The sequence below is a fragment of the Burkholderia sp. GbtcB21 genome (genome assembly GCF_019091065.1).
GTDB lineage: Bacteria > Pseudomonadota > Gammaproteobacteria > Burkholderiales > Burkholderiaceae > Burkholderia > Burkholderia pyrrocinia_C.
In genome coordinates this window covers 267,333-292,347 of record NZ_JAGXKA010000002.1, presented here as the reverse complement: position 1 = coordinate 292,347, position 25,015 = coordinate 267,333, and the positions used below count along the sequence as shown (strand labels likewise).

Annotated in this window: 28 protein-coding genes; 18 read left to right on the top strand and 10 right to left on the bottom strand. The window is 66.3% G+C overall.

Translation table 11 applies throughout. The features are described from left to right. Positions 1-71: 71 nt before the first annotated feature. Both KVT39_RS05590 and cysM read left to right on the top strand, forming a co-directional pair. The gene (locus KVT39_RS05590) at positions 72-434 is read left to right on the top strand and encodes a helix-hairpin-helix domain-containing protein (RefSeq protein WP_217588099.1); all 363 of its coding nucleotides are present in this window, start codon (positions 72-74) and stop codon (positions 432-434) included. 214 nt (positions 435-648) lie between these two features. Next, positions 649-1,551 carry a cysteine synthase CysM gene (gene cysM / locus KVT39_RS05585; protein ID WP_034183042.1) on the top strand — a complete coding sequence of 301 codons (903 nt, stop codon included), beginning with the start codon at positions 649-651 and terminating at the stop codon, positions 1,549-1,551. A gap of 66 nt (positions 1,552-1,617) precedes the next feature. Here the strand turns inward: cysM and mltB are convergent, their stop codons facing one another. Beyond that, positions 1,618-2,835 (bottom strand): lytic murein transglycosylase B, encoded by a 1,218-nt coding sequence (gene mltB, locus KVT39_RS05580; RefSeq protein ID WP_217588097.1) that lies wholly within the window; start codon positions 2,833-2,835, stop codon positions 1,618-1,620. Between the two features lie 170 nt (positions 2,836-3,005). Here mltB and KVT39_RS05575 point away from each other — a divergent pair, with 170 nt between their 5' ends. Next, on the top strand, positions 3,006-3,929 hold the full coding sequence (locus KVT39_RS05575; RefSeq protein WP_034183044.1) for a histone deacetylase family protein: 924 nt from the start codon (positions 3,006-3,008) through the stop codon (positions 3,927-3,929). A 31-nt stretch (positions 3,930-3,960) separates the two neighbouring features. Here the strand turns inward: KVT39_RS05575 and KVT39_RS05570 are convergent, their stop codons facing one another. After that, positions 3,961-4,881 (bottom strand): alpha/beta hydrolase, encoded by a 921-nt coding sequence (locus KVT39_RS05570; protein WP_217588095.1) that lies wholly within the window; start codon positions 4,879-4,881, stop codon positions 3,961-3,963. A gap of 215 nt (positions 4,882-5,096) precedes the next feature. On the opposite strand from KVT39_RS05570, the gene KVT39_RS05565 reads away from it, so the two are divergent. The 5 genes from KVT39_RS05565 to KVT39_RS05545 all read left to right on the top strand — a co-directional run bounded on the left by KVT39_RS05565 (position 5,097) and on the right by KVT39_RS05545 (position 9,534). After that, entirely contained in the window at positions 5,097-6,131 is a 1,035-nt protein-coding gene (locus KVT39_RS05565) for a methionine ABC transporter ATP-binding protein (RefSeq protein WP_034183046.1), read from the top strand. Further along, positions 6,121-6,774 (top strand): methionine ABC transporter permease, encoded by a 654-nt coding sequence (locus tag KVT39_RS05560; RefSeq protein ID WP_006486982.1) that lies wholly within the window; start codon positions 6,121-6,123, stop codon positions 6,772-6,774. Before KVT39_RS05565 ends, KVT39_RS05560 begins: the two co-directional genes overlap by 11 nt. A 35-nt stretch (positions 6,775-6,809) precedes the next feature. Next, positions 6,810-7,604: a MetQ/NlpA family ABC transporter substrate-binding protein gene (locus KVT39_RS05555; protein WP_217588094.1), complete on the top strand. Its 795-nt coding sequence runs from the start codon at positions 6,810-6,812 to the stop codon at positions 7,602-7,604. A gap of 228 nt (positions 7,605-7,832) precedes the next feature. Further along, positions 7,833-8,582: an electron transfer flavoprotein subunit beta/FixA family protein gene (locus KVT39_RS05550; RefSeq protein ID WP_072436048.1), complete on the top strand. Its 750-nt coding sequence runs from the start codon at positions 7,833-7,835 to the stop codon at positions 8,580-8,582. A 16-nt stretch (positions 8,583-8,598) separates the two neighbouring features. Continuing rightward, positions 8,599-9,534 (top strand): electron transfer flavoprotein subunit alpha/FixB family protein, encoded by a 936-nt coding sequence (locus KVT39_RS05545; protein ID WP_034183049.1) that lies wholly within the window; start codon positions 8,599-8,601, stop codon positions 9,532-9,534. Positions 9,535-9,635: 101 nt separating this feature from the next. On the opposite strand, the gene KVT39_RS05540 is transcribed toward KVT39_RS05545, so the two are convergent. Next, the gene (locus KVT39_RS05540; RefSeq protein ID WP_217588093.1) at positions 9,636-10,922 is read right to left on the bottom strand and encodes a D-amino acid dehydrogenase; all 1,287 of its coding nucleotides are present in this window, start codon (positions 10,920-10,922) and stop codon (positions 9,636-9,638) included. Between the two features lie 145 nt (positions 10,923-11,067). On the opposite strand from KVT39_RS05540, the gene KVT39_RS05535 reads away from it, so the two are divergent. Then, positions 11,068-11,556 carry an Lrp/AsnC ligand binding domain-containing protein gene (locus KVT39_RS05535; RefSeq protein WP_012492860.1) on the top strand — a complete coding sequence of 163 codons (489 nt, stop codon included), beginning with the start codon at positions 11,068-11,070 and terminating at the stop codon, positions 11,554-11,556. Positions 11,557-11,646: 90 nt separating this feature from the next. Beyond that, a complete protein-coding gene (locus tag KVT39_RS05530) occupies positions 11,647-12,825 on the top strand; it encodes a PA0069 family radical SAM protein (RefSeq protein ID WP_217588092.1) in 1,179 nt (392 codons plus the stop codon). Positions 12,826-12,877: 52 nt separating this feature from the next. On the opposite strand, the gene KVT39_RS05525 is transcribed toward KVT39_RS05530, so the two are convergent. After that, positions 12,878-13,345, bottom strand: a complete 468-nt coding sequence (locus KVT39_RS05525) for an NINE protein (protein WP_034183440.1) — start codon at positions 13,343-13,345, stop codon at positions 12,878-12,880. A gap of 109 nt (positions 13,346-13,454) precedes the next feature. Then, positions 13,455-14,594, bottom strand: coding sequence for a sorbosone dehydrogenase family protein (locus tag KVT39_RS05520; protein WP_217588091.1), 1,140 nt, complete (start codon positions 14,592-14,594; stop codon positions 13,455-13,457). Positions 14,595-14,746: 152 nt separating this feature from the next. On the opposite strand from KVT39_RS05520, the gene rpsP reads away from it, so the two are divergent. The 6 genes from rpsP to KVT39_RS05490 all read left to right on the top strand — a co-directional run bounded on the left by rpsP (position 14,747) and on the right by KVT39_RS05490 (position 18,875). Then, positions 14,747-15,001, top strand: a complete 255-nt coding sequence (gene rpsP / locus KVT39_RS05515) for a 30S ribosomal protein S16 (RefSeq protein WP_006476550.1) — start codon at positions 14,747-14,749, stop codon at positions 14,999-15,001. Between the two features lie 42 nt (positions 15,002-15,043). Next, positions 15,044-15,721: a ribosome maturation factor RimM gene (rimM, locus tag KVT39_RS05510; protein WP_034183053.1), complete on the top strand. Its 678-nt coding sequence runs from the start codon at positions 15,044-15,046 to the stop codon at positions 15,719-15,721. A gap of 1 nt (position 15,722) precedes the next feature. Further along, positions 15,723-16,517 (top strand): tRNA (guanosine(37)-N1)-methyltransferase TrmD, encoded by a 795-nt coding sequence (gene trmD / locus KVT39_RS05505; protein WP_034183054.1) that lies wholly within the window; start codon positions 15,723-15,725, stop codon positions 16,515-16,517. Between the two features lie 132 nt (positions 16,518-16,649). Beyond that, on the top strand, positions 16,650-17,042 hold the full coding sequence (gene rplS / locus KVT39_RS05500) for a 50S ribosomal protein L19 (protein ID WP_011883860.1): 393 nt from the start codon (positions 16,650-16,652) through the stop codon (positions 17,040-17,042). Between the two features lie 87 nt (positions 17,043-17,129). Next, positions 17,130-17,816, top strand: a complete 687-nt coding sequence (locus tag KVT39_RS05495) for a CoA pyrophosphatase (RefSeq protein WP_034183055.1) — start codon at positions 17,130-17,132, stop codon at positions 17,814-17,816. A gap of 120 nt (positions 17,817-17,936) precedes the next feature. Further along, a complete protein-coding gene (locus tag KVT39_RS05490) occupies positions 17,937-18,875 on the top strand; it encodes a CobD/CbiB family protein (RefSeq protein WP_034183056.1) in 939 nt (312 codons plus the stop codon). 62 nt (positions 18,876-18,937) lie between these two features. Here the strand turns inward: KVT39_RS05490 and KVT39_RS05485 are convergent, their stop codons facing one another. The 3 genes from KVT39_RS05485 to KVT39_RS05475 all read right to left on the bottom strand — a co-directional run bounded on the left by KVT39_RS05485 (position 18,938) and on the right by KVT39_RS05475 (position 21,515). After that, positions 18,938-19,255, bottom strand: a complete 318-nt coding sequence (locus tag KVT39_RS05485; protein WP_034183057.1) for a hypothetical protein — start codon at positions 19,253-19,255, stop codon at positions 18,938-18,940. A 62-nt stretch (positions 19,256-19,317) separates the two neighbouring features. Next, positions 19,318-20,259: a ribosome small subunit-dependent GTPase A gene (rsgA, locus tag KVT39_RS05480; protein ID WP_217588087.1), complete on the bottom strand. Its 942-nt coding sequence runs from the start codon at positions 20,257-20,259 to the stop codon at positions 19,318-19,320. Further along, a complete protein-coding gene (locus KVT39_RS05475; protein WP_034183059.1) occupies positions 20,256-21,515 on the bottom strand; it encodes a M48 family metallopeptidase in 1,260 nt (419 codons plus the stop codon). Before KVT39_RS05475 ends, rsgA begins: the two co-directional genes overlap by 4 nt. A 117-nt stretch (positions 21,516-21,632) precedes the next feature. Here KVT39_RS05475 and orn point away from each other — a divergent pair, with 117 nt between their 5' ends. Further along, positions 21,633-22,253 carry an oligoribonuclease gene (orn, locus tag KVT39_RS05470; RefSeq protein WP_034183060.1) on the top strand — a complete coding sequence of 207 codons (621 nt, stop codon included), beginning with the start codon at positions 21,633-21,635 and terminating at the stop codon, positions 22,251-22,253. A gap of 34 nt (positions 22,254-22,287) precedes the next feature. Here orn and mog read toward each other — a convergent pair whose 3' ends face one another. Both mog and yjgA read right to left on the bottom strand, forming a co-directional pair. Continuing rightward, a complete protein-coding gene (mog, locus tag KVT39_RS05465; RefSeq protein WP_175748820.1) occupies positions 22,288-22,896 on the bottom strand; it encodes a molybdopterin adenylyltransferase in 609 nt (202 codons plus the stop codon). Then, entirely contained in the window at positions 22,880-23,482 is a 603-nt protein-coding gene (yjgA, locus tag KVT39_RS05460; RefSeq protein ID WP_279388921.1) for a ribosome biogenesis factor YjgA, read from the bottom strand. The genes mog and yjgA overlap by 17 nt, the downstream gene beginning before the upstream one ends. A 127-nt stretch (positions 23,483-23,609) precedes the next feature. On the opposite strand from yjgA, the gene pmbA reads away from it, so the two are divergent. Further along, positions 23,610-24,980: a metalloprotease PmbA gene (gene pmbA, locus KVT39_RS05455; RefSeq protein WP_131948080.1), complete on the top strand. Its 1,371-nt coding sequence runs from the start codon at positions 23,610-23,612 to the stop codon at positions 24,978-24,980. Positions 24,981-25,015 lie beyond the last annotated feature (35 nt).

The following is a 25,015-nucleotide window of genomic DNA, read 5'->3' as shown; positions in this document are numbered from 1 at the left end:
GGAAGCGTTGTATCGATAGACTGGGTCTCACGGTCGGCAGCCGCCGGCCGTTTTCAACGGAGATCCAGCACATGATCAGAAAATGGTTTGCCGCAGCGGTCATGCTCGGCGCAGTCGCGTCGGCCTGGGCGGCCGTCGACGTCAACACCGCGAACGAGGATGCGCTCGTCGGCATCAGGGGCATCGGCCCGGCGCGGGCGAAGGCGATTCTGGACGAACGCGGCGCGCGCGGTCCGTTCAGGAATGCGGAAGATCTCGCGTCACGCGTGAAAGGCATGGGCGGCCATACCGTCGAGCGACTTCAGCAGGAAGGGCTGACGGTAGGCGCGGCCGGCGCGGGCGCGACCGGCTCGGGCACTGCAGCCGCGCCGGTCGCGGGCAAGGCGGCAGCAGCAAAGCCCGCCGCGGCACCTGCCCGCACCGCGCAGAAGTAACGCGTCGCGCGCGACCGACAAAGAGCTCCTTCAGTCGCCGTCATTGCGACGGCTTCCCGCGGCATGCCGCGGGTTTTTTGCGTGCGCACTGCGTGCGCGGCGATCGCGAATCGCGCGGCATGCGTATTCCATCGTCGCAAAGGGGTTGCCGGCGCGAGCGGCGGCGCTGGTTTACAATCGACCGATTGATCGGCCTCGTACTCACGGCATACCCATGGCTTACAAAACTATCGAAGACACGATCGGCAATACGCCGCTCGTGCAACTGGTCCGCTTGCCGGACGACGAGATTCGCGCGCGCAACAACGTGGTGCTCGCGAAGCTCGAAGGCAACAATCCGGCCGGTTCCGTGAAGGATCGCCCGGCGCTGTCGATGATCAGCAAGGCCGAGGCGCGCGGGCGCATCAAGCCGGGCGATACGCTGATCGAGGCGACGAGCGGCAACACGGGCATCGCGCTCGCGATGGCAGCGGCGATCCGCGGCTACAAGATGGTGCTGATCATGCCGGAGGACCTGTCGGTCGAGCGCCGCCAGAGCATGGCGGCCTATGGCGCCGAGATCATCCTCACGCCGGTGAAGGGCGGGATGGAGCTGGCGCGTGACCTGGCGGACCAGATGCAGCGCGAAGGCAAGGGCGTGATCCTCGATCAGTTCGCCAACCCCGACAACCCGGTCGCGCACTACGAAGCGACCGGCCCGGAGATCTGGCGCGACACCGACGGGCGCGTGACGCACTTCGTGTCGGCGATGGGCACGACCGGCACGATCATGGGCGTGTCGCAGTATCTGAAGGAACGGAATCCCGCGATCGAGATCGTCGGTGCGCAGCCGGAAGAAGGTTCGCGCATTCCCGGCATCCGCAAATGGCCGGAAGCCTATTTGCCGACGATCTTCGATCGCAGCCGCGTCGACCGCGTCGAGAACGTGAGCCAGGCCGCCTCCGAAACGATGGCGCGCCGGCTGGCGGCTGTCGAAGGCATCTTCGCGGGCATTTCGTCGGGCGGCGCGTGCGAAGTCGCGATGCGCATCGCGCGTCAGGTCGAGAACGCGACGATCGTGTTCATCGTTTGCGATCGCGGCGACCGCTATTTGTCCACGGGCGTGTTCCCGGCCTGAGCCCGTCCCGCACGCGATAAAAAAACGCCGCAGTTGCGGCGTTTTTTGTTTGGGAGGGTGCGTCGCCTACTGCGCTTGCTCGTCCGCGTTGCCCGGCGTCAGCGCGCCGCTCGCTTCCATCTGCGCCTTCACGGCCTCGCCGAGCTGATACACGGTGAGTGCGTAGAAGAAGCTGCGGTTGTAGCGCGTCAGCACGTAGAAGTTCTTCAGCCCGAGCATGTATTCGGTCGCGCGCCCCGGCGACGGCAGATCGACCACGGTCACCGGCGTGGCGGCTTCGGTGGTGATGTTGACCGTCGGTTCGTTCAGCGTCATGCCCGCGCGCATCAGTTGCGACAGCGCCCAGTGCGGTTCGGGCTGGCCGTCTGCGGCGGCCTGTGCGATCCCCAGGCTGCCCGTATCGGGCGTGATCTGCCAGACCACCGGGCGGTCGGTTTCCCAGCCGTGCTGCTTCAGGTAGTTAGCGACGCTGCCGATCGCGTCGACAGGACTGCTGCGCAGATCGACATGGCCCGTGCCGTCGAAGTCGACTGCATATTCGCGGATGCTGCTCGGCAGAAACTGCGGAATCCCGATCGCACCCGTATACGAGCCGAGCACGGTGGTCGGGTCGAGCTGGTTGTCACGGGTCCAGACCAGGAAATCCTCGAGGTTCTTGCGGAACGTTGCCTGGCGGCTGTCGCGATTCGGCGTGTCCGGATAGTCGAACGTGAGCGTCGTCAGCGCGTCGAGCACGCGGAAATTGCCCATGTAGCGGCCATAGATCGTCTCGACGCCGATGATGCCGACGATCACCTCGGGCGGCACGCCGAACTCCCGGGATGCGCGCTGCAGCGTTGCCTGGTTGGCCTTCCAGAACTTCACGCCCGCGTTGATGCGGATCGGCTCGATGAAGCGCGAGCGATAGACGCGCCAGTTCTTGACCGTCGGCGACGCGGCGGGCTTCACGAGCTTGACTGCCGTCGCCGAATAGCTGATGCGCGAGAACAGCGCATGCAGGCTCGCGGAGTCGAAGCCGTTGCGGCTCACCATCTCGTCGATGAACGCGTCGACCTTCGCGTTGCTCGCGTAACGCTGCGGAACGATTTCCTCTTCGAAGGTCTGGCCTTGCGGCGCCGGCTGCTGGGGCTGGGCCTGTGCGACGCGCGTACCGGCAGGCTTCGCAGGCTGCGTCTGCGCGCCGGCAGGCGCGGCGCCGAGGGCTGCGGCGACGGCGGCAACGACGAGCGGAGCGCGAACACGGCGCAGCGCGGAGAGAAGGGCGGCAGGCTTGCTGGAATTCATGTCGAAGCGGGCGGACGGGGGCGATTGGGTTCGGCGCAGTATACCCGACGCATCCGGCGCGCCGGGGCGAAACCGGGCCCCGTTGTGGTAAGTTAGCGGCGAATTCGCGGCAGACGATGGACATCATTGATGGAGACCTGCGGCGCACCGCGCGCTGCGGATGACAGCTTATGGCAACCGCTTTCTATACGCACCCCGACTGCATGTTGCACGAGATGGGGGAATGGCATCCGGAATGCCCGGCCCGATTGTCGGCGATCCAGGATCAACTGATCGCGAGCCGCATCGACGACCTGATCGTGCACGAAACCGCGCCGTTCGCGAGCGAGGTGGCGTTGGGCCGTGTGCATACGCAGGCGCACATCGACTACATCCGGAGCATGACGCCGGTCGACGGCTACGTCGAGATCGATCCCGATACGCTGATGAACCGCGACACGTGGCGCGCGGCGCTGCGCGCAGCCGGTGCCGCGATCGCGGCGACCGACGCGGTGATCGAAGGCCGCTACGCGAATGCGTTCTGCGGCGTCCGGCCGCCCGGCCACCATGCGGAGCCCGCGCGCGCGATGGGTTTCTGCTTCTTCAACAACGTCGCGATCGCCGCGCGGCATGCGCTCGACGTGCACGGTCTCGAGCGTGTGGCGATCATCGATTTCGACGTGCACCACGGCAACGGCACCGAGGCTGCATTCGCCAACGACGAGCGCGTGCTGATGTGCAGTTTCTTCCAGCATCCGCTGTACCCGTTCTCGGGCGTCGATCACCAGGCGCCGAACATGGTCAACCTGCCGATGCCCGCGCGCAGCAACGGGATGGCGATCCGCGAAGCCGTCGACATGTTCTGGCTGCCGCGTCTCGACGCTTTCAAGCCGCAGATGCTGTTCGTGTCGGCGGGCTTCGATGCGCATCGCGAGGACGACATCGGCAACCTCGGCCTCGTCGAGACCGACTTCGAATGGCTGACCGCGCAGATCGTCGACGTCGCGCGTCGTCATGCGCAGGGCCGCATCGTGAGCTGTCTCGAAGGCGGCTACAACCTGTCCGCACTCGGGCGCAGCGTCGTCGCGCACCTGCGCGTGCTGGCCGGTATCTGACCGTTCGTCCGCCGCCAGCATGTGCGCTTGATCAGCGCGCCGGCACGCGCGCGTGAATCCACGCGATCAGCGCGTCGATCACGCGGTCGCGTTCGAGATCGTTCATCGTTTCGTGGAAACCACCTTCGTATAGCGTCAGCGTGCGATCGGTCGAGCCGACGCGCGCGCCGAACGCACGGCTGCCGTCGGGTTCGGTCAGCTTGTCGTCGGTGCCGTGATAGACGAGCACCGGGACGCGCAGCGCGCCGCGGCCGCGTTCGATGCGCGCCATCGCGTCGAGAATCTCCGCGCCGGTGCGCGCGGGCACCGCGCCGTGATGCACGAGCGGGTCGGCGCGATTGGCCGCGACGATGGCCGGATCGCGCGACAGCAGCGCCGCGTCGATCCGGATCGCGGGAAAGGTCGGCCACGCGCGGCTGATGACGCGGCTTACCGCGAGCATCCAGCGCGGCACGTCGCGCCCCGGTGCGAGCGCCGGGCTCGACAGCACGAGGCCCGTGAGCGCATGGCCGCTGGCCGGCGCGCGTTCTATCGCGTACAGCGCGGCGACCGCGCCGCCCATGCTGTGTCCCATCAGGAACAGCGGCGTATTGCCGCGCGCGGCTTCGGCGACCAGCGCATCCGCATCGTTCAGGTAATCGTCGAAACGCTCGACCCAGGCTCGCTTGCCGGGCGACTGGCCGTGCCCGCGCAGATCGATCGCGAGCACGTCGATGCCGGCCGCGTTCAGCCGGCCGGCGAGCGCGGCATAACGGCCCGCGTGTTCGGCGAGGCCATGCACGAGCGCGATCGTCGCGCGCGGCGGCGCGGTGCCGCTGCCGGCCGGCCAGCGGTACGATGCCAGTTCGAGCCCGTCCGCAGCGCGCAGCCGGCCCATTTTCGGCGCGGGCGGCGACGAAGGCGCCGATCCGGCGGTGGCGGGCGCGGCGGCCGGCGTGGTGGTGGCGGTCATCTGGCGTGTCCCTGTTCGTTGGTCGGTGTTCCGGATCATAGTCGCGGCATTGTCGCGACGGGCCAGCGGCGCTCCTCTAATTTCGTGAGGTTATGAAAAGATCGAAATCGATTATTAAGGGGAATGAGGGGTTTGCGGTAAAATCGCCGGCTATTCCAGATGCATCGGTGGCCGACTGGCGGGCCTGCTCGCCGGCCGGCCACCGTTTTGTTTACATGATCGAATTACGCAATCTTTCGCAGCGTTTCCCCGGGCCGAGCGGCTGGGTCGAGGCGCTGCACAACGTCAACCTGACGATTCCGCAGGGCGAGGTGTTCGGCATCATCGGCCGAAGCGGCGCCGGCAAGAGCACGCTCGTGCGCACCATCAACCTTCTCACGCGGCCGACCGAAGGCAATGTCGTCGTCGGCGGGCGCGATCTCACGCTGCTGCCGGCCGGCGCGCTGCGCGAGGCGCGCCGCGAGATCGGCATGATCTTCCAGCACTTCAACCTGCTGTCGTCGCGCACGGTGTTCGACAACGTCGCGCTGCCGCTGGAGCTGGCCGGCGCAAGCCGTGCCGACATCGAGGCCGCCGTGCTGCCGCTGCTCGACCTCGTCGGGCTGTCCGCGCAGAAGGATCGTTACCCGGCGCAGATCAGCGGCGGACAGAAGCAGCGCGTCGGCATCGCACGCGCGCTCGCGAGCCAGCCGAAGGTGCTGTTGTCGGACGAAGCGACGTCCGCGCTCGATCCCGAGACCACACGTTCGATCCTCGACCTGCTGAAGCGCATCAACCGCGAACTCGGCCTGACGATCGTGCTGATCACGCACCAGATGGAAGTGATCAAGCAGGTGTGCGATCGCGTCGCGGTGCTCGATGCGGGGCGGGTGGTCGAGGAGGGCCGCGTGATCGACGTGTTCCTGCAGCCGCATCACGAAGTGACGCGCGCGCTGATCGGCGACGTGATCGCGCAGGAACTGCCGCCCGCGCTGAAGGTGCGCGTGGCCGAGCGGCTGAAGACAGGTAGCGGGCATCTGCTGCGGCTCGCGTTCACGGGCTCGGGTGTCGACCAGCCGATCCTGTCGGAGACGATCCGCCGATACGAACTCGATTTCAACATCCTGCACGGCCAGATCGACGAGATTCAGGGGCAGGCATTCGGTTCGCTCGCGGTGCTCGCGGGCGGCGAGCCGGGCAAGGTCGGGCAGGCGCTCGCGTTCCTGCGCGAGCAAGGTGTGGTGGTAGAGGAGCTTTCGTATGTTGAGTGAGATGTTCGATATGTTCGTGCAGTCGTTCTGGGAGACGCTGATCATGGTCGGCATCTCCGGGGCGGTCGGCGCGCTCGTCGGTCTGCCGCTCGGCGTGCTGCTCTACCTGACCGATCGCCAGGGCGTGCTGCAGAACCTCGCGGTGAATCGCGTGCTCGGCGGCATCGTGAACGCCGTCCGCTCGACGCCGTTCATCATCCTGCTGGTCGCGGTGATTCCGTTTACGCGGCTCGTCACGGGCTCGTCGATCGGCACGGCCGCGGCGGTCGTGCCGCTGACGCTGGCGGCCGCGCCGTTCATCGCGCGTCTCGTCGAGACGGCGCTGCGCGAAGTCGACCGCGGGCTGATCGAAGCCGCGCAATCGATGGGCGCGACCACGTCGCAGATCGTATTCAAGGTGTTGCTGCCCGAATCGCTGCCGGGCGTCGTGGCGGGCCTGACGATCACGTTCGTGTCGTTGGTCGGCTATTCGGCGATGGCCGGTGCGATCGGCGGCGGCGGGCTCGGCGATCTCGGGATTCGCTACGGCTACCAGCGCTATCTGCCGGAAGTGATGTGGACGGTCGTCGCGATCCTGATCGTGTTCGTGCAGATCGTGCAGTCGTTCGGCGACTGGCTCGTCCGCCGGCTGAGCCACAAATAAGACGAAATTGATCCGTTAGTTAGGGGGAAGAGACGATGCAACGACGCTTCATGCTGAAGTTCGCGGCGGCACTCGGCGCAGCCGCGCTGTTCGCGGGTGCGCACGCACAGGCCGAAACCATCAAGGTGGGCGTGACGGGCGGGCCGCACGCGCAGATCATGGAAGCGGTGAAGAAGGTCGCGGCGAAGAGCGGCCTCGAGATCCGCGTCGTCGAATTCTCCGATTACGTGCAGCCGAACGCGGCGCTCGCGTCGGGCGACCTCGACGCGAACAGCTACCAGCACGATCCGTATCTGCAGGCGCAGGTGAAGGATCGCGGCTACAAGCTGATCAAGGTCGCGGAGACCGTCACGTTCCCGATGGGCATCTATTCGAAGCGCGTGAAGTCGCTGGCCGAACTGAAGCCCGGCGCGCGCATCGCGGTCCCGAACGACCCGACCAACGGCGGCCGTGCGCTGCTGCTGCTGCAAAAGCAGGGCCTCCTGAAATTGCGCGCGGATGCGGGGCTGAAGGCGACGCCGCTCGATATCGTCGACAATCCGCGCAAGCTGAAGATCGTCGAGCTCGATGCGGCGCAGATTCCGCGCTCGCTCGGCGACGTCGACGCGGCCGCGATCAATACCAACTACGCGATGGAAGCAGGGTTGAAACCGAAACAGGACGCGATCGCGATCGAGGGTCCGAACGGCCCGTACGCGAACATCCTCGCGATTCGCGACGCGGACCGGAACAAGCCGTGGGTCGCGAAACTGATCGCGGCCTATCATTCGGCCGACGTGAAGCAGTTCATCGAAGGCAAGTTCGGCGGCGCGGTCATCGTCGCCTGGTAACGGGCAGAGCACGGGACGCCCGGCGGGATTAGAGTCGATGATCGAAAACCCGGGCTTTGCGTCCGGGTTTTTTCTCTTTTAAAATAGAACGACCGTTCGCTATCATTGGCGCGTCGCCAAGAAGCGGTATCCTCGACAGCCACGATGGATGAGTCCGCTTGGCCGCGCAGTCATGAGGCCTCGCTATAGAATGGCCTCTGGTCGTATTCGTAACTTTGGAGCGTGTGCATGAAAATCCTGGTGCCAGTGAAAAGAGTGGTCGATTACAACGTGAAGGTCCGCGTGAAGTCGGACAACACGGGTGTCGACATCGCGAACGTGAAGATGTCGATGAACCCGTTCGACGAAATCGCCGTTGAAGAAGCGGTGCGCCTGAAGGAAGCGGGCGTCGCGACCGAAGTGATCGCGGTGTCGGTGGGCGTCACGCAGGCGCAGGAAACGCTGCGCACGGCGCTGGCGATCGGTGCGGATCGCGCGATCCTGGTCGAGTCGAACGACAGCGTCGAGCCGCTGGCCGTCGCGAAGATCCTGAAGGCGCTGGTCGACAAGGAGCAGCCGCAGCTGGTGATCCTCGGCAAGCAGGCAATCGACGACGATTCGAACCAGACGGGCCAGATGCTGGCTGCGCTGGCCGGCCTGCCGCAAGCGACGTTCGCGTCGAAGGTGACGGTTGCCGACGGCAAGGCAACGGTCGCGCGCGAAGTCGACGGCGGCGCGGAAACGCTGTCGCTGACGCTGCCGGCGGTCGTGACGACCGACCTGCGCCTGAACGAGCCGCGCTACGTGACGCTGCCGAACATCATGAAGGCGAAGAAGAAGCCGCTGGAAATCGTGAAGCCGGAAGACCTGGGCGTGGATGTCGCGCCGCGTCTGAAGACGCTGAAGGTGGTCGAGCCGCCGAAGCGCGCGGCCGGCGTGAAGGTGCCGGACGTGAAGACGCTGGTCGAGAAGCTGAAGACCGAAGCCAAGGTGCTGTAAGAGGGAGCGCAAAGAAATGACGATTCTGGTGATTGCAGAACACGACAACGCGTCGATCAAGGCCGCGACGCTGAACACGGTGGCAGCGGCGGCGAAGATCGGCGGTGACATTCACGTGCTGGTCGCGGGCCACAATGCGCAAGCGGCTGCAGACGCAGCGGCGAAGATCGCAGGTGTTTCGAAGGTGCTGCTGGCCGACGCGCCGCAGCTCGAAGCGGGCCTCGCGGAAAACGTCGAAGCGACCGCGCTGAACATCGCGAAGGACTACTCGCACATCCTCGCGCCGGCCACGGCGTACGGCAAGAACATCGCGCCGCGCATCGCCGCGAAGCTGGACGTCGCGCAGATTTCGGATATCACGGCGGTCGATTCGGCCGATACGTTCGAGCGCCCGATCTACGCAGGCAACGCAATCGCGACGGTGCAGTCGAGCGACCCGATCAAGGTCATCACGGTGCGTGCGACGGGTTTCGATCCGGTGGCGGCCGAAGGCGGCAGCGCTTCGGTCGAGAAGATCGAAGCGGCAGCCGACGCAGGCAAGTCGCAGTTCGTGAGCCGTGAAGTGACGAAGCTGGACCGTCCGGAACTGACGTCGGCAAGCATCATCGTGTCGGGTGGCCGCGGTCTGGGCAGCGGCGAGAACTACACGAAGGTGCTCGAGCCGCTGGCGGACAAGCTGTCGGCCGCACTCGGCGCATCGCGCGCGGCAGTCGACGCGGGCTACGTACCGAACGACTACCAGGTCGGCCAGACCGGCAAGATCGTTGCACCGCAGCTGTACATCGCGGTCGGCATCTCGGGTGCGATCCAGCATCTGGCCGGCATGAAGGATTCGAAGGTGATCGTCGCGATCAACAAGGATCCGGAAGCGCCGATCTTCAGCGTGGCCGACTACGGCCTCGTCGGCGATCTGTTCACGCTCGTGCCGGAACTCGTGGCCGAGCTCGGCTGACGCGGCGTGCCGCTTCAGCGGTAAGCACACGGAAAAAGGGGCGCTACGAGCGCCCCTTTTTTTGATGCCGGTCGACCCGCATTGCTGCGGGCCGCCGCGGCTTATGCGTATGCCGGGCGCGTCTGGCCGGTCACTTCCTTCAGGTAGCGGTGCACCGACAGATCGTCGGCCTGGATCGCCGGCTTCTTGCCCGAGATCAGGTCTGCGAGCAGTTGGCCCGAACCGCACGACATCGTCCAGCCGAGCGTGCCGTGGCCGGTGTTCAGGAACAGGTTCGACACCGGCGTGCGGCCGACGATCGGTGTGCCGTCCGGCGTCATCGGGCGCAGGCCCGTCCAGAACGTCGCCTTCGACGTATCGCCGCCGCCCGGGAACAGGTCGTTCACGCACATCTCGAGCGTTTCGCGGCGCGCGGCGCGCAGGTTCTTGTCGAAGCCGACGATTTCCGCCATGCCGCCGACGCGGATGCGCTGGTCGAAGCGCGTGATCGCGATCTTGTAGGTCTCGTCGAGCACGGTCGACACGGGAGCGGCCGCTTCGTTGACGATCGGCGCGGTGATCGAATAGCCCTTCAGCGGATAGACCGGGATCTTCATCAGGTTCGAGATGAAGCTGGTCGAGTACGAACCGAGCGCGACGACGTACGCGTCCGCGCGCACCATCTCGCTGCCGCATTGCACGCCGGCGATCTTGCCGCCGGCAATCGCGAGCGCGTCGATCGGCGTGTTGTAGCGGAACTTGACGCCGAGCGATTCGGCGAGCGCCGCGAGGCGCGTCGTGAACAGCTGGCAATCGCCCGTTTCGTCGCCCGGCAGGCGCAGGCCGCCCGTCAGCTTGTGCGATACCGCGGCGAGTGCCGGTTCGGCATTCTTCAGGTCGTCCGGCGACAGCAGTTCGAACGGCACGTTCGCTTCCTGCAGCACGGCGATGTCCTTCGCCGCGCCGTCGAGTTGCTGCTGCGTGCGGAACAGCTGCAGCGTGCCGCCCGTGCGCCCTTCGTACTGGATGCCGGTGTCGGCGCGCAGCGCCTGCAGGCAGTCGCGGCTGTATTCGGCGAGGCGAACCATGCGGCCCTTGTTGACTGCATAGCGCTCGGTCGTGCAGTTGCGCAGCATCTGCCACATCCACTGGAGCTGGAAGCGCGTGCCGTCGAGACGGATCGCGAGTGGCGCATGCTTTTCGAACATCCACTTGACGGCCTTCAGCGGCACGCCGGGCGCGGCCCACGGCGCCGCATAGCCGGGGGAGATCTGGCCTGCGTTCGCGAAGCTCGTCTCGAGCGCCGGCCCGGCTTCCCGGTCGATCACCGTGACTTCATGACCGGCGCGCGCGAGGTAATACGCGCTTGCCACGCCCACCACACCGCTGCCCAGAATGACGACTCGCATAGCTGCTCCAGATCGAAGGGACCAGATCGAGGCCGGACGCACCCGCGGCTCCGTGTAACCTCTAGCTGATCTAGTTTTTTGAGCTATGGTATTGTCGAATGTGCAGGTTTTGTTATCGTATTTTTCAGGTTTTCAGCATAAACAAATGAGAACGCAACGTCAGCCCGTACGCTCGCTCGACAAGCTCGACCGGCGCATCCTCAAACTGCTCCAGGACGACGGCCGGATGGCGATGAAGGACCTCGCGGAACAGGTCGGATTGACCGTCACGCCGTGCATCGAGCGCGTGCGGCGCATGGAGCGGGACGGCGTGATCACCGGCTATCACGCGCGGGTCGACCCGGGCCAGCTGGGTGCCGCGCTGCTGGTGTTCGTCGAGATCACGCTCGGCCACAAGGGCGGCAACATGTTCGAGCAATTCCGTCGGGAAGTGATGAAGATCGACGAGGTGCTCGAATGCCACCTCGTATCCGGCGATTTCGACTATCTGATCAAGGCACGGATCGGCGAGATGGCCGACTACCGTAAGCTGCTCGGCGACATCCTGCTGCAGTTGCCCGGCGCCGTGCAGTCGAAGAGCTATGTCGTGATGGAGGAAATCAAGGAAACGCTGACGATCGCGGTCGGCGAGTGACGCGCCGGCGGCCCGTTAACGGGCCCCTTATCACGCCCTTGGCATGCTGCGCCCAATACTGTATAAATGTACAGTATTGGGCGCAGGCGAATGGGTGGGCACATGGACGATCGGTCCGACAACGAATTTCCGGTAGCGCCGCCCGTGCCCCGCAAGGGGCGCGGTGCGGTCGACAACTTGCAGGGGCGGTACGAGCTCGCGCAGCGCGAAGCGGTCGACGACGGCTGGACGCACGAGTCGGACGACGCCGACTTCCCCGCGCCGCTGCGCACGCAGGTGTTCGAGGAGCGTGCGAAGAGCATCCTGACGCATAACCAGTCGCCCGATATTCCGTTCAGCGTATCGCTCAATCCGTATCGCGGTTGCGAGCACGGCTGCATCTACTGCTTCGCGCGGCCGACGCACAGCTATCTCGGCCTGTCGCCGGGGCTCGATTTCGAAAGCCGCATCTACGCGAAGGTCAATGCGGCCGAACTGCTCGAGCGCGAGATTTCGCGCAAGCGCTACGTGCCTGAGCCGATCGCGCTCGGCGTCAACACCGACGCCTACCAGCCGGTCGAGCGCGACCTGCGCATCACGCGCAGCGTGATCCAGGTGATGCACGATCGCGGGTTGCCGTTCGCCGCGATCACGAAATCGTCGCTGATCGAGCGCGATCTCGACCTGCTTGCACCGATGGCGGAGCGCAGGCAGGTAATGGCGGCAGTCACGATCACGACGCTCGATGCCGATCTCTCGCGCACGCTCGAGCCGCGGGCGGCGACGCCGGCGCGCCGGTTGCGCACGATCCGCGCGCTGCGCGATGCGGGCGTGCCGGTCGGCGTGAGCATTGCACCGGTGATTCCGTTCGTCACCGAGCCCGACATGGAGCGCGTGCTCGAAGCGTGCGCGGAAGCGGGCGCGACGCACGCGAGCTACATCATCCTGCGGTTGCCGTGGGAGGTCGCGCCGCTGTTCAAGAACTGGCTCGCCGCGCATTTTCCCGATCGCGCGGAACGCGTGATGAACCGCGTGCGCGACATGCGCGGCGGGAAAGACTACGACTCGGATTTCTCGAAACGGATGAAGGGTGAGGGGATCTGGGCCGACCTGTTACGGCAGCGGTTCCGCCAGGCCGTCAAGCGGCTCGGGCTGAACGAGCGCACGAACGGCATCCTCGATCTGTCGCAGTTTCGCGGCGCGCCGGCCGCCGCGGTGCCCGCGCCGCGCGTTGCAGTTCGCGCAGCCGGCGCGAAGTCGCGCGACGACATGCAGTTGAACCTGTTCTAAGGGGCGCGCAATACCGGTGCTCGTCGGCGCCGGTGCGTCGCGCTCGTTGCGCTTACTGCGAAATCTGCTTCGCTGCTTCGACCTGCGATTCGAAATACGTCTGGAACGACAGCGCGAGCGCGGTCATCAGCAGGAACGCACCGATCAGCAGCGAGAAGATCACGACAAAGATCACGGTCCAGCCCGACCGGCTGTGCTTGCCCGTCTCCGCGTTGAATTGCGCGTCCCACTTTTCGTCGGGGCGCAGCCCGTAGACGAGTGCGGCGAGGAACGCCGCCAGCAGCGAGATTGCGCCGGGTACCGCGAGCCACCAGCCGAGGCCGGCGCTGCGCTGGGTCGCCGCGAGCAGCAGGAAGCCCGGGATGCCGACGATCGTCGCGAGCAGGTGTGCCCAGCCGTACACGTCGCGAAAGCCGTACAGATAGAAGCGGTGCGCGCCGAGCGATCCGAACAGGAATGCGAGGGCGGCGGTGAGCGTCTTGGAACGGAAGCGGCGGGACGGTGCGGTGCTGCTGGACATGGATGGCGGCGTATTGTCGTTGGCATGGGCGGCCGGCGGGCCGGCGCGGGCGCGCGGCCCGGCACGCATTCTACGATGCCCGGTCGGGCCCGGTCACCCCCGGCCTGCGTCAAGGTGCCGCATAGGTCACGCGATAGATTGCACCTGCGTAGTCGTCGCTGACGAGCAGCGAACCGTCCGGCAGCGGCAGCACGTCGGCCGGGCGTCCCCACACTGTGCCGTCGGGCCGCAGCCAGCCCGTGACGAACGGGGTCTGGCGCGCCTGGCTGCCGTCTGCCGATACGACGACGCGCATTACGCGGTAGCCGACCTTCGTGCTGCGGTTCCACGAACCGTGTTCGGCAATGAACATGTTATTGCGATACGACGCGGGAAACATCGGCCCGGTATAGAAGCGCATGCCGAGCGCCGCGACGTGTGCGCCGAGTTTCAATACGGGCGGCACATAACGGCGGCATACGTCGGCGCTGCCGAATTCGGGGTCGGGTGTATCGCCGCCATGGCAGTACGGAAAACCGAAGTCGAGGCCGGCGCGCGGCGCGCGGTTCAGCTTGTCATCGGGCACGTCGTCGCCCATCATGTCGCGCCCGTTGTCGGTAAACCAGAGCTCGCCCGAATCGGGGTGCCATGCGAAGCCGGCCGTATTGCGCACGCCGCGGGCGACGACCTCGCTTCCGCTGCCGTCGGCCTTCATGCGTGCGATGATCGCGTAGCGGCTGCGATCGGCGAGGCAGACGTTGCACGGTGCGCCGGTCGGCACGTAAAGCTTGCCGTCGGGGCCGAACGCGATGAATTTCCAGCCGTGATGGTGGTCGGTCGGCAGCGCGTCGGTCACGACGACAGGGGGCGGTGGCTTGGCGAGCCGGTCGTCGATGCGATCGAGGCGCAGGATGCGCGACACGGCTGATATATAGAGCGCACCGTCGCGGTAGGCTACGCCGACGGGCATGTCGAGTCCGGACGCGATCACGTGGCGCGCGCTGATCCGGCCCTCGTGCATCTCGAACGCATGCACGCGGCCTTCCCGCGTGCCGACATACAGGATGCCGCGCGGCGACCACGCCATTTCGCGTGCGGTCGGTACTGCGTCGGTCAGCACTTGCACGTGGAAGCCGGGCGGCACGACCAGTTCATCGACCGGCAACGTTGCGGCGAACGCCGTAGCGGACGCGAGGCAGGCAAGGCCGGCGAGCAGCGTGATGAAACGGTGCTGAGCGCGGCGCGTCGGGGCGGCGCGAAGGAGCGGCATGACGGTCGGGAGCGTCCTGGACACGACGATTGTATGCCCGGCTGGCAGGCCGTCCGCGGATTTTTTGCGCGTAAGTGTTTGTTGTGCCTCTGGTTTCCGGCTATAATCGCGTGTTTCAGTAGTTTCGAACCCGGTTTTCCGAAGGACATCATATGGTTATCATCCGTCTGGCTCGTGGCGGCTCGAAGAAGCGCCCGTTCTACAACATCGTTGCTACCGATTCGCGTAACCGTCGTGACGGCCGCTTCATCGAGCGCGTCGGCTTCTACAACCCGGTCGCTACGAAGGGCGAATCGCTGCGTATCGCTCAGGACCGCCTGACGTACTGGCAAGGTGTTGGCGCGCAACTGTCGCCGACCGTCCAGCGTCTCGTGAAGGAAGCGCAAAAGGCGCAACCGGCTGCCTAACATGGCACGGTGTGCCGGTCGTGCCGGCTGTGAGGTGCATTGATGGCGGGTCACGATTCCGGTAATGCAAGGCGCGGGCGTGCGTCATTCGGCGCATTCGTCCGCAAGCCGGTCGAGCGCGACGTTGTCGCGAACGCCGGTCAGGCTGCCGAACAGGGTAGCCTCGAAGCGACGCAGGCCTGGCCCGACGATGCCGTCGAGGTCGGGGCGGTGGTCGACGCCTACGGCCTGAAGGGCTGGATCAAGGTGGCGACGCATGCCGATGCCGGTCGCGGCGGCGACGCGTTGCTCAACGCGCGCCGCTGGTGGCTGGAACGCGGTGCGGAGCGGCTTTCCGTCCGCATCATGCAGTCGAAGACGCACAGCGACACGGTCGTTGCGCAACCCGCGGGCGTCAGCGACCGCGATGCCGCGCTGGCCATGCGCGGCTTTCGCGTGTTCGTGCGCCGGGAAGATTTCCCGGCATTGGCCGCGGACGAATTCTATTGGGTCGACCTGATCGGTCTCGAAGTCGTCAACGAGCAATCGGTGGCGCTCGGGAAGGTGAGCGGGATGATCGACAACGGCGTGCATTCGATCATGCGTGTCGAGTATCCGGCGACCGGCAAAGACGGTCAGCCGACCACCGATGAACGGTTGATTCCGTTTGTCGGCGTATACGTCAAAACGGTGGACCAGGCGGCGCGTCGCATCGTCGTCGACTGGGAAGCCGATTACTGAAATGAACCAGGTTACCGAGAGCGCGGTGCAGTTCGACGTCGTCACGCTCTTTCCCGAGATGTTCCGTGCACTGACCGACTGGGGAATCACCAGCCGGGCCGTCAAGCAAGGGCGCTTCGGGCTGCGCACCTGGAACCCGCGTGATTTCACGACGGACAACTACCGCACGGTCGACGATCGTCCGTACGGCGGCGGTCCGGGCATGGTGATGCTGGCCAGGCCGCTCGAAGCTGCGATCGGCGCCGCGAAAGCAGCGCAGGCGGAGCAGGGCATCGCGAGCACGCGCGTCGTGATGATGTCGCCGCAGGGCGCGCCGCTCACGCACGAGCGAGCGGTGCGGATGGCACAGGAGCCGGGTGTCGTCGTGCTGTGCGGCCGCTATGAAGCGATCGACCAGCGCCTGCTCGACCGTTGCGTCGACGAGGAAATCAGCCTCGGCGATTTCGTGCTGTCCGGCGGGGAACTGCCGGCGATGGCGATGATGGATGCGGTCGTGCGGTTGCTGCCCGGTGTGCTGAACGATTCGCAGTCGGCCGTGCAGGACAGTTTCGTCGACGGCCTGCTCGATTGTCCGCACTACACGCGCCCCGAGGAATACGACGGCGTGCGCGTGCCGGACGTGCTGCTCGGCGGGCATCATGCCGAGATCGAGCGGTGGCGTCGCCAGGAAGCATTGCGGAATACGTTGCGGAAGCGGCCGGACCTGATCGTCCGGGCGCGTCGCGAAAAGTTGTTGAGCCGTGCCGACGAGGCATGGCTCGCGAACCTCGCACGCGAAGCGAAGGACGCCTCCTGAGGCGGCGTCGCGGGCGGGAATTGGCGGTGCCGTGCATGCGTGCGCGGTGCCTGATGTGAATCCATCCTCTATCGGGGCCGGCCTGGGAGCAGGCAGGTGCAAACGCCGACACGATGGCAATAGGAGTCAGTGATGAACCTCATCGCAAAACTTGAGCAGGAAGAAATCGAGCGCGCGCTCGCCGGCAAGACGATCCCCGAATTCGCCCCGGGCGACACGGTGATCGTGAACGTGAACGTGGTTGAAGGTAACCGCAAGCGCGTTCAGGCTTACGAAGGCGTCGTGATCGCAATTCGCAACCGTGGCCTGAACTCGAACTTCATCGTCCGCAAGATCTCGTCGGGCGAAGGCGTCGAGCGTACGTTCCAGACGTACTCGCCGCTGCTGGCAAGCATCGTCGTGAAGCGCCGCGGTGATGTGCGTCGCGCGAAGCTGTACTACCTGCGCGAGCGTTCGGGCAAGTCGGCTCGTATCAAGGAAAAGCTGGTGTCGAAGGATCGCACCGCAGCAGCTTCCCAAGAGTAAGAGCTGTAAGGAAAAAGCACCCGACCGGGTGCTTTTTTCATTCTGGCGCGACAATATGCTCGATACGACACGAACCAGAGAGCCCCATTGAACCGCCGCCCCATCATCGATCCCGAAGTATTGCCGGTCGAAGGCACCGGCGCCGGCCTGCCCGCCATCGATCCCCGCCTGATGACGCCGTCCGGCTTGCGCGATCGTTTCGCGCGCACGCTCGACTGGAACGTCGAGCCCGGAGAGGCGAGGCTGCAGGAAGGCGTCGATCCGCGCAGCGCGGCCGTTCTCGTGCCGCTCGTCACCCGCGAGTCGGGCCTCACCGTGCTGCTGACCCAGCGCGCCGATCACCTGAACGACCACGCCGGGCAGATCAGCTTTCCCGGCGGCCGTCGCGAACCGTTCGATCGCGACGCGACCGCCACCGCGTTGCGCGAAGCGAAGGAAGAGATCGGGCTGGCCGCCGAACGCGTCGAGATCCTCGGCGCGTTGCCCGACTACCTGACCGGCACCGGCTTCTGCGTGGCGCCGGTGGTCGGCCTCGTGCATCCGCCGTTCACCGTGCAGGCCGACACGTTCGAAGTCGCCGAGATCTTCGAGGTGCCGCTCGCGTTCCTGATGAATCCCGCGAACCATCAGGTCCGCGTGTTTCGCTGGGAAGGCGGCGAGCGTCGTTTTTTTGCGATGCCCTATCCGAACGGCGAACCGGGCGGGCATTACTTCATCTGGGGCGCAACTGCCGCCATGTTTCGCAATCTGTACCGCTTCTTGGCCGCTGCATAGACGCGCATACCGGCACATGCGCGCGGCCGGCCGCCGGGCGGCTGCGTCGGCAGCCATGCTCGGCTTACGCTGTGCTATCGTTATGCAAAAAATGACATAACTCCGAAGACGGCGCCACGCATGACTTTCTTTTCGGTTCTCCTTGCCCTCATCATCGAACAGGTCCGCGCGTTGTCGCCGAACAATCCGGTGTTCGCGCTGTTCCAGTTTCATGCGGAAACCGTCGCGCATGGCCTCGACGCCGGCAAGCAGAAGCACGGCATCCTCGCGTGGCTCGCGGTCGTGCTGCCCTGGGTGCTGGTCGTCGCACTGATCTATTTCCTGCTGTACAAGGTGAGCTTCGTGCTCGCGTTCCTGTGGAACGTGGTCGTCGTGTATTTCACGCTTGGCTTCCGACAGTTCAGCCATTACTTCACCGATATCCATCTCGCGCTCAACAACGACGACGTGCCGCGCGCGCGCGAAATCCTGCGCGAGTGGACGGGCATCGACACGGTCGACATGCCGGTCGGCGAAATCGTCCGCCATACGCTGATTCACGCGGTTGTCGCATCGCATCGCCACGTGTTCGGCGTGTTCTTCTGGTATGTGCTACCGATCGGGCCGGCCGGCGCCGTGCTGTACCGGATTTCCGAATACCTCGCGCGCAGCTGGTCGACGCCGGGCGACGAGCGCACGGCCGCCTTTTCGACGTTCGCGCAACGCGCGTTCTTCGTGATCGACTGGATCCCCGCGCGACTGACCGCACTCGGCTTCGCGATCGTCGGCAATTTCGAGGACGCGATCTACGCGTGGCGCAACCACACGCGCCAGTGGCCCGACCCGAACGACGGCGTGCTGCTGGCAGCCGGCAGTGGGGCGCTCGGTGCGCGTCTCGCGGGGCCGCTCGCGGAACCGTCGAGCCTCGACGCGCTGGCAGTCGGCGACAGCGGTCCGCTGACGGTCGGTGACGATTGCACGCCGCGTACGCTGCAGTCGGCGGTCGGCCTCGTCTGGCGTGCGGTGATCCTGTGGATGATCCTGCTGCTGATGCTGACGCTCGCCGTCTGGGTGTCGTAACGGGCCGCGCAGCGCCCGATGAAAGGCAAAGGCCGGCTTGATGCCGGCCTTTTTGCTGTGGGTCAGTCGTCGAGCGGATCGCGCACGGCACCGCATTGCCAGCACGCCGTGAACTGGGCCTCGAGCGCTTCGCCGCACTGTCGGCAGCGCCACGGCGCGGCGCCGGCCGACGGGCCGTGCGACGCGGCATCGAGCAGCCGGCGAGCGAGCGCGTCGTCGCGTTCGTCGTCGAGCCACAGCTCGGGCGTGCACGCGTCGGCGGGCAGGCCGCCGAGTGCGCCGGTCGCGTAGCAGTTATGCAGCTCGCAACCGACGCCGGCCACCTGGAGCACGTTGGCCCAATGCTGCGCCGTCGCAAGATCGGGTGCCTTGAAACGCATGGCGGCTCCTGTCGATGAAGGCCGGCCCGAACGGCATTGGCCGCCGCGCGCCTGTCGCGCGATCAGCGGACGATCTGGCTCGCCTCGTGCACGAGCTGCGCATACAGCGCGTGCCGCGACGGCGCGATGCGGCCGTCGTCGACCGCTTCGAGAATCGCGCAGCCGGGCTCGTGCAGATGATGACAATTATAGAAACGGCAGTCCGCGAGCAGAGGCCGGAACTCCGGAAATGCGCGCTCGAGACGGCCTTCCGTCAGATGGTAGAGGCCGAACTCCTGGAAGCCCGGCGAATCGATCAGCGCGCCGCCGCCCTCCAGCGGGTAGAGGCGCGTGAACGTCGTCGTGTGGCGGCCGCTGTTGAGCGCGGCCGAGATCTCGCGCGTCGCGGCTTCGGCGTCGGGAACCAGCAGGTTCACGAGCGTCGACTTGCCCATCCCGGACTGGCCGAGCAGGATCGTCGAATGGCCGGCGAGGTGCGGCATCAGTTGCGCGCGCGCGTCGTCGGGCGAGTCCTTTACCGACAGTTCGAGCACGTCGTAGCCGAGTGCGCGGTACGGCGCGAGGCGCTCGCGCGCGACCGGCAGCGCAGCTTCGACGTCGATCTTGTTCAGCACGACGAGCGGTTTCAGCTCGTTCGCCTCGGCGGCGATCAGCGCGCGGCCGAGCAGGTCTTCGCTGAAATAGGGTTCGGTCGCGAGCACGATCAGCAACTGGTCGAGGTTGGCCGCGAAGAGCTTCGACTTGAACTGGTCGGAACGGTACAGCAGGTTGCGCCGCTCGCCGATCTCGACGATCACGCCCTGGTCGGCCGACGCGTGTTCGTACACGACGCGGTCGCCGACCGCGATGTCGCTCTTCTTGCCGCGCGGGAAGCACTGCAGCATCGGGCCGCCGTCGTCGGGCGCGACGATGTAGTGGCGGCCGTGCGCCGCGATCACGCGGCCTTCGACACGTTGCGCGCCCGACGCGCGCGGGGCCGGCTTGCGGGAAGGCGGCCGGCTCATGCGAGCTGCAGCAGGCGGTCGATCCGCTGCGATGCGGGCGGATGCGAGTAGTAGAAGGCCGTGTAGACGGGGTCGGGCGTCAGCGTCGACGCGTTGTCCTCGTAGAGTTTCACGAGCGCGCTGACGAGATCCTGCGCGTCGGTCTGGCTGGCCGCGAACGCGTCGGCCTCGAATTCGTGCTTGCGCGACGTGAGGCTGCTGAACGGCGTCGCGAAGAACAGGAACACCGGAATGGCGAGGAAGAACAGCACGAGCGCGGCGCCTGCATTGCTCGTGTCGAGCGACGGCGTGACGCCGAGCCCCGTATAGAACCAGGTGCGCTGCGCCAGCCAGCCGAGCAGTGCGAGCAGCACGAGGCTCAGCACGAACGACACGAGCATCCGCTTCATCACGTGGCGGCGCTTGAAATGGCCGAGTTCGTGCGCGAGCACGGCTTCGATTTCCTGGCCGGACAGGCGCGCGAGCAGCGTGTCGAAGAACACGATCCGCTTCGATGCGCCAAAGCCCGTGAAGTACGCGTTGCCGTGCGCGGAGCGGCGGCTGCCGTCCATCACGAACAGCCCCTTCGCCGCGAAGCCGCAGCGCTTCATCAGCGACTCGATGCGCAAGCGCAGCGCGTCGTCCTTCAGCGGCTCGAACTTGTTGAAGAGCGGTGCGATGAAGGTCGGGTAGATCAGCAGCACGAGCATCTGGAACGCGACCCAGACGATCCAGGTCCACAGCCACCACAGGCTGCCGGCCTGGTTCATCAGCCACAGCACGGCGAACAGCAGCGGCAGGCCGAGCGCGGCGCCGAGCAGCGTGTTCTTCAGCATGTCGGTGAAGAACAGCCGCTTCGTCATCCGGTTGAAGCCGAAACGCTGCTCGATCCCGAACTGGCGGTAATACTCGAACGGGACGTCGATCACGCTCGTGATCACGAGCACCGCTGCGACGAGCGCGACCTGCTGCCCGTAACCGCGGCCGAGCCAGCCGGTCAGCAGCGTGTCGAGCGCGCCGACGCCGCCGAGCAGCGTGAGGCCGACCAGCACGGCCGCGCTGACGACGATCTCGAGCATCGTCAGCCGGGTGCGCTCGACCGTATAGTCGGCCGCGCGCTGGTGGGCGGTCAGCGGGATGGTTGCGCTGAACTGCGCCGGCACGCCGTTGCGGTGCGCGGCGACGAAGCGAATCTGCCGCGACGCGAGCCACAGCTTGGTGACGACCATCGCGAGCACGGCGAGCGCGAACAACAGGGTGAACGAAAAGGGTGACATCGAAGGCGCCAAAGGGTTCTATGCGAGAATTATATGTTCTTGCGGACCGGGCCCGCTGATGCGTTGCCGGCCGCCCGGGCGGCGCCGCGCGCCGTCCGCCATTTTCCAGGATGACTCATGACCGATACCGCCGCTTCCGCCAGCCAGCCCGCGCTCGTGCGCAACGAGTTGAACCTCGTCTGGCTCGACATGGAGATGACGGGCCTCGACCCGGATAACGACCGCATCATCGAGATCGCGGTCGTCGTGACCAATTCCACGCTCGACGTTGCCGTTGAAGGCCCCGTGTTCGCGATCCACCAGAGCGACGAAACGCTCGCGAAGATGGACGACTGGAACAAGTCGACGCACGGCCGCTCGGGCCTGATCGACCGCGTGCGCGCATCGACCGTGACCGAGGCGGAAGCCGCCGCGCAGCTGCAGGCGTTCCTCGCGCAGTACGTGTCGCCCGGCAAGTCGCCGATGTGCGGCAACTCGATCTGCCAGGACCGCCGTTTCATGGCGCGCTGGATGCCCGAATTCGAGAAATTCTTCCACTACCGCAATCTCGACGTCAGCACGCTCAAGGAGCTGTGCCGCCGCTGGCAGCCCGCGATCTACAAGGGCTTCCAGAAGCGCGCGATGCACACGGCGCTCGCGGACATCCACGAGTCGATCGACGAGCTGAAGTACTACCGCGAGCATTTCCTGATTCCGGCCGCGCCGGCGTCGGCAGGCGAGTCCGCGCCGGCCGCCTGAGCGGGCCGGCACGCGCTCAGCGCTCGGTACACGCTCAGCGCTGCGCGCTTTTCGGCCGGAACGCTGCGACCACCGCAGCGTCGGTCTCGATGTACGGGCCGCCGATCAGGTCGATGCAGTAGGGCACCGCGGCGAAGATGCCGGGCACGGTCGACTTGCCGTCGGCGTCGCGCAGCCCTTCGAGCGTTTCCCGGATCGACTTCGGCTGGCCGGGCAGGTTGATGATCAGCGCCGCATGGTCGGCCGTCTCGCGAATCACCGCGACCTGCCGCGACAGGATCGCGGTCGGCACGAAATTCAGGCTGATCTGCCGCATCTGTTCGCCGAATCCCGGCATTTCCTTCGTCGCCACGGCCAGCGTGGCCTCGGGCGTCACGTCGCGGCGCGCGGGGCCCGTGCCGCCCGTCGTCAGCACGAGGTCGCAGCCGGCGACGTCGACGAGCTCGGCGAGCGTGGCGGAGATCGTCGGCGCGTCGTCCTGGATCAGCCGGGTTTCGGCGCGCCACGGCGAGACCAGCGTGCCGGCGAGCCATTCCTGCAGCGCCGGAATACCCTTGTCTTCATAGACACCCGTGCTGGCACGGTCGCTGATCGATACGAGACCGACGACGAGCTCGTCCGGGTGGTTACGCTTCGTCGTCATGGTCGTCTCCGGCGTCGTCGGCCGCTTCGTCATCCCCGCCGGGCGTGCCGCTCGCGGTCTTGACCCACTGGAACAGCTCGCGGAAATAGCGCGGCGGCTTGCCTTGCTGCGCTTCCTTGCGCGCGTTGCGGATCAGCGTGCGGCCTTCCTGGATGTCGGCGTCGGGGTGCTGGCGCAGGAATTCGGTCAGTGCGTCGTCGCTGGCGAGCAACTGTTCGCGGGTGCGCTCGATCCAGTGCAGGCGGGCCGTCGCGGCCTTGTTCACGCCGCGCTGTGCGTCGAGCGCGGTGCGCAGCGCGGCCGTCTCGTCGTCGGCCAGCGAGCGCATCACGCGGCCGACGTACTGGAGCTGGCGGCGCTTGCCTTCGTGATCGGTGATCCGGCGCGCCTCGCGAACGGCGTCCGCGAGGGCTTCCGGCATCGGCATGCGCTTGAGCGCGTCCTTCGGCAGGTCGACGAGCGCCTGGCCGAGCTCCTGCAGCGCGTGCATCTCGCGCTTCAACTGGGATTTGCTGGGGCGATCGTAGCCGTTGTCGTCGTCTTCGACGGCATGCTCGATCGGCTGAATTCGGGTTTTGCGTGTCATGGGCGGCATTGTATCGCGGCGCGGACACCCCAAGCTTGTCTGTGTCCGTCCCCGGACCTTGCTATGATCGCGGGATACGCAACATTTTGAACATGCGGGCGCCCGCCCGCCACCGGATACCAAGACGATGGCAGCCAATCTCGACGTACAAGCGCGCTATTTCCCGCACACGCAGGACCAGCTCAAAGAAATCGCGTCGGACATCCTTCGCCATGCGAAGGCACTCGGCGCGACGGACGCCGCGACCGAAATCTCCGAGGGCGACGGCCTGTCGGTGTCGGTGCGCCGCGGCGAAGTCGAAACGATCGAGCACAACCGCGACAAGATGGTCGGCGTGACCGTGTTCATCGGCAAGAAGCGCGGCAACGCGAGCACGTCCGATTTTTCGCCGGCCGCGATCAAGGATACCGTCGCTGCCGCCTACAACATTGCACGTTTCACGGCCGAGGACGAGGCGGCCGGCCTGGCCGAGGCCGAGCTGCTCGAAACCGACCCGCGCGACCTCGATCTCTATCATCCGTGGGCGCTGACGGCCGACGAGGCCGTCGAGCTCGCCCGCCGCGCGGAAGATGCCGCATTCGCGGTCAGCGCGCAGATCCGCAATTCGGAAGGCGCAAGCGTGTCGGCGCAGCATTCGCAGTTCGTGCTCGCGACGTCGCGCGGCTTCCTGTCCGGCTATCCGTACTCGCGCCACTACATCGCATGCGCGCCGATCGCGGGCAGCGGCCGTCAAATGCAGCGCGACGACTGGTATTCGTCGAAGCGCAGCGCGATCGATCTCGCGGCACCCGAAGCGGTGGGCCGTTACGCGGCCGAGCGTGCGCTCGCGCGGATGGGCGCGCGCCGTCTCGACACCCGCAAGGTGCCCGTGCTGTTCGAGGCGCCGCTCGCGGCCGGTCTGCTCGGCGCATTCGTGCAGGCCGTGAGCGGCGGCGCGCTGTACCGCAAGACGTCGTTCCTCGTCGACAGCCTCGGCAAGCCGGTGTTTGCGCCGCATATCCAGGTCGTCGAGGATCCGCACGTGCCGCGCGCGATGGGCAGCGCGCCGTTCGACGAGGAAGGCGTGCGTACGCGCGCGCGCAGCGTCGTCAAGGACGGCGTCGTCGAAGGCTACTTCCTGTCGACCTATTCGGCACGCAAGCTCGGCACGCAGACCACCGGCAACGCGGGCGGCTCGCACAACCTCGCGCTGCGCAGCTCGAACACGCAGCCGGGCGACGATTTCGACGCGATGCTGAAGAAGCTCGGTACGGGCCTGCTGCTGACCGAGCTGATGGGGCAGGGCGTGAACTACGTGACGGGCGACTATTCGCGCGGCGCGGCAGGGTTCTGGGTTGAGAACGGCGTGATCCAGTACCCGGTCGAGGAAATCACCGTCGCGAGCACGCTGCAGGAGATGTTCCGCCATATCGTCGCGATCGGGGCGGATTCGATCGTGCGCGGCACGAAGGAAACGGGCTCGGTGCTGATCGAGCAGATGACGATCGCAGGGCAGTAAGCCGCGCGCGGCGCAGGCCGCCACGAAACGAAAAA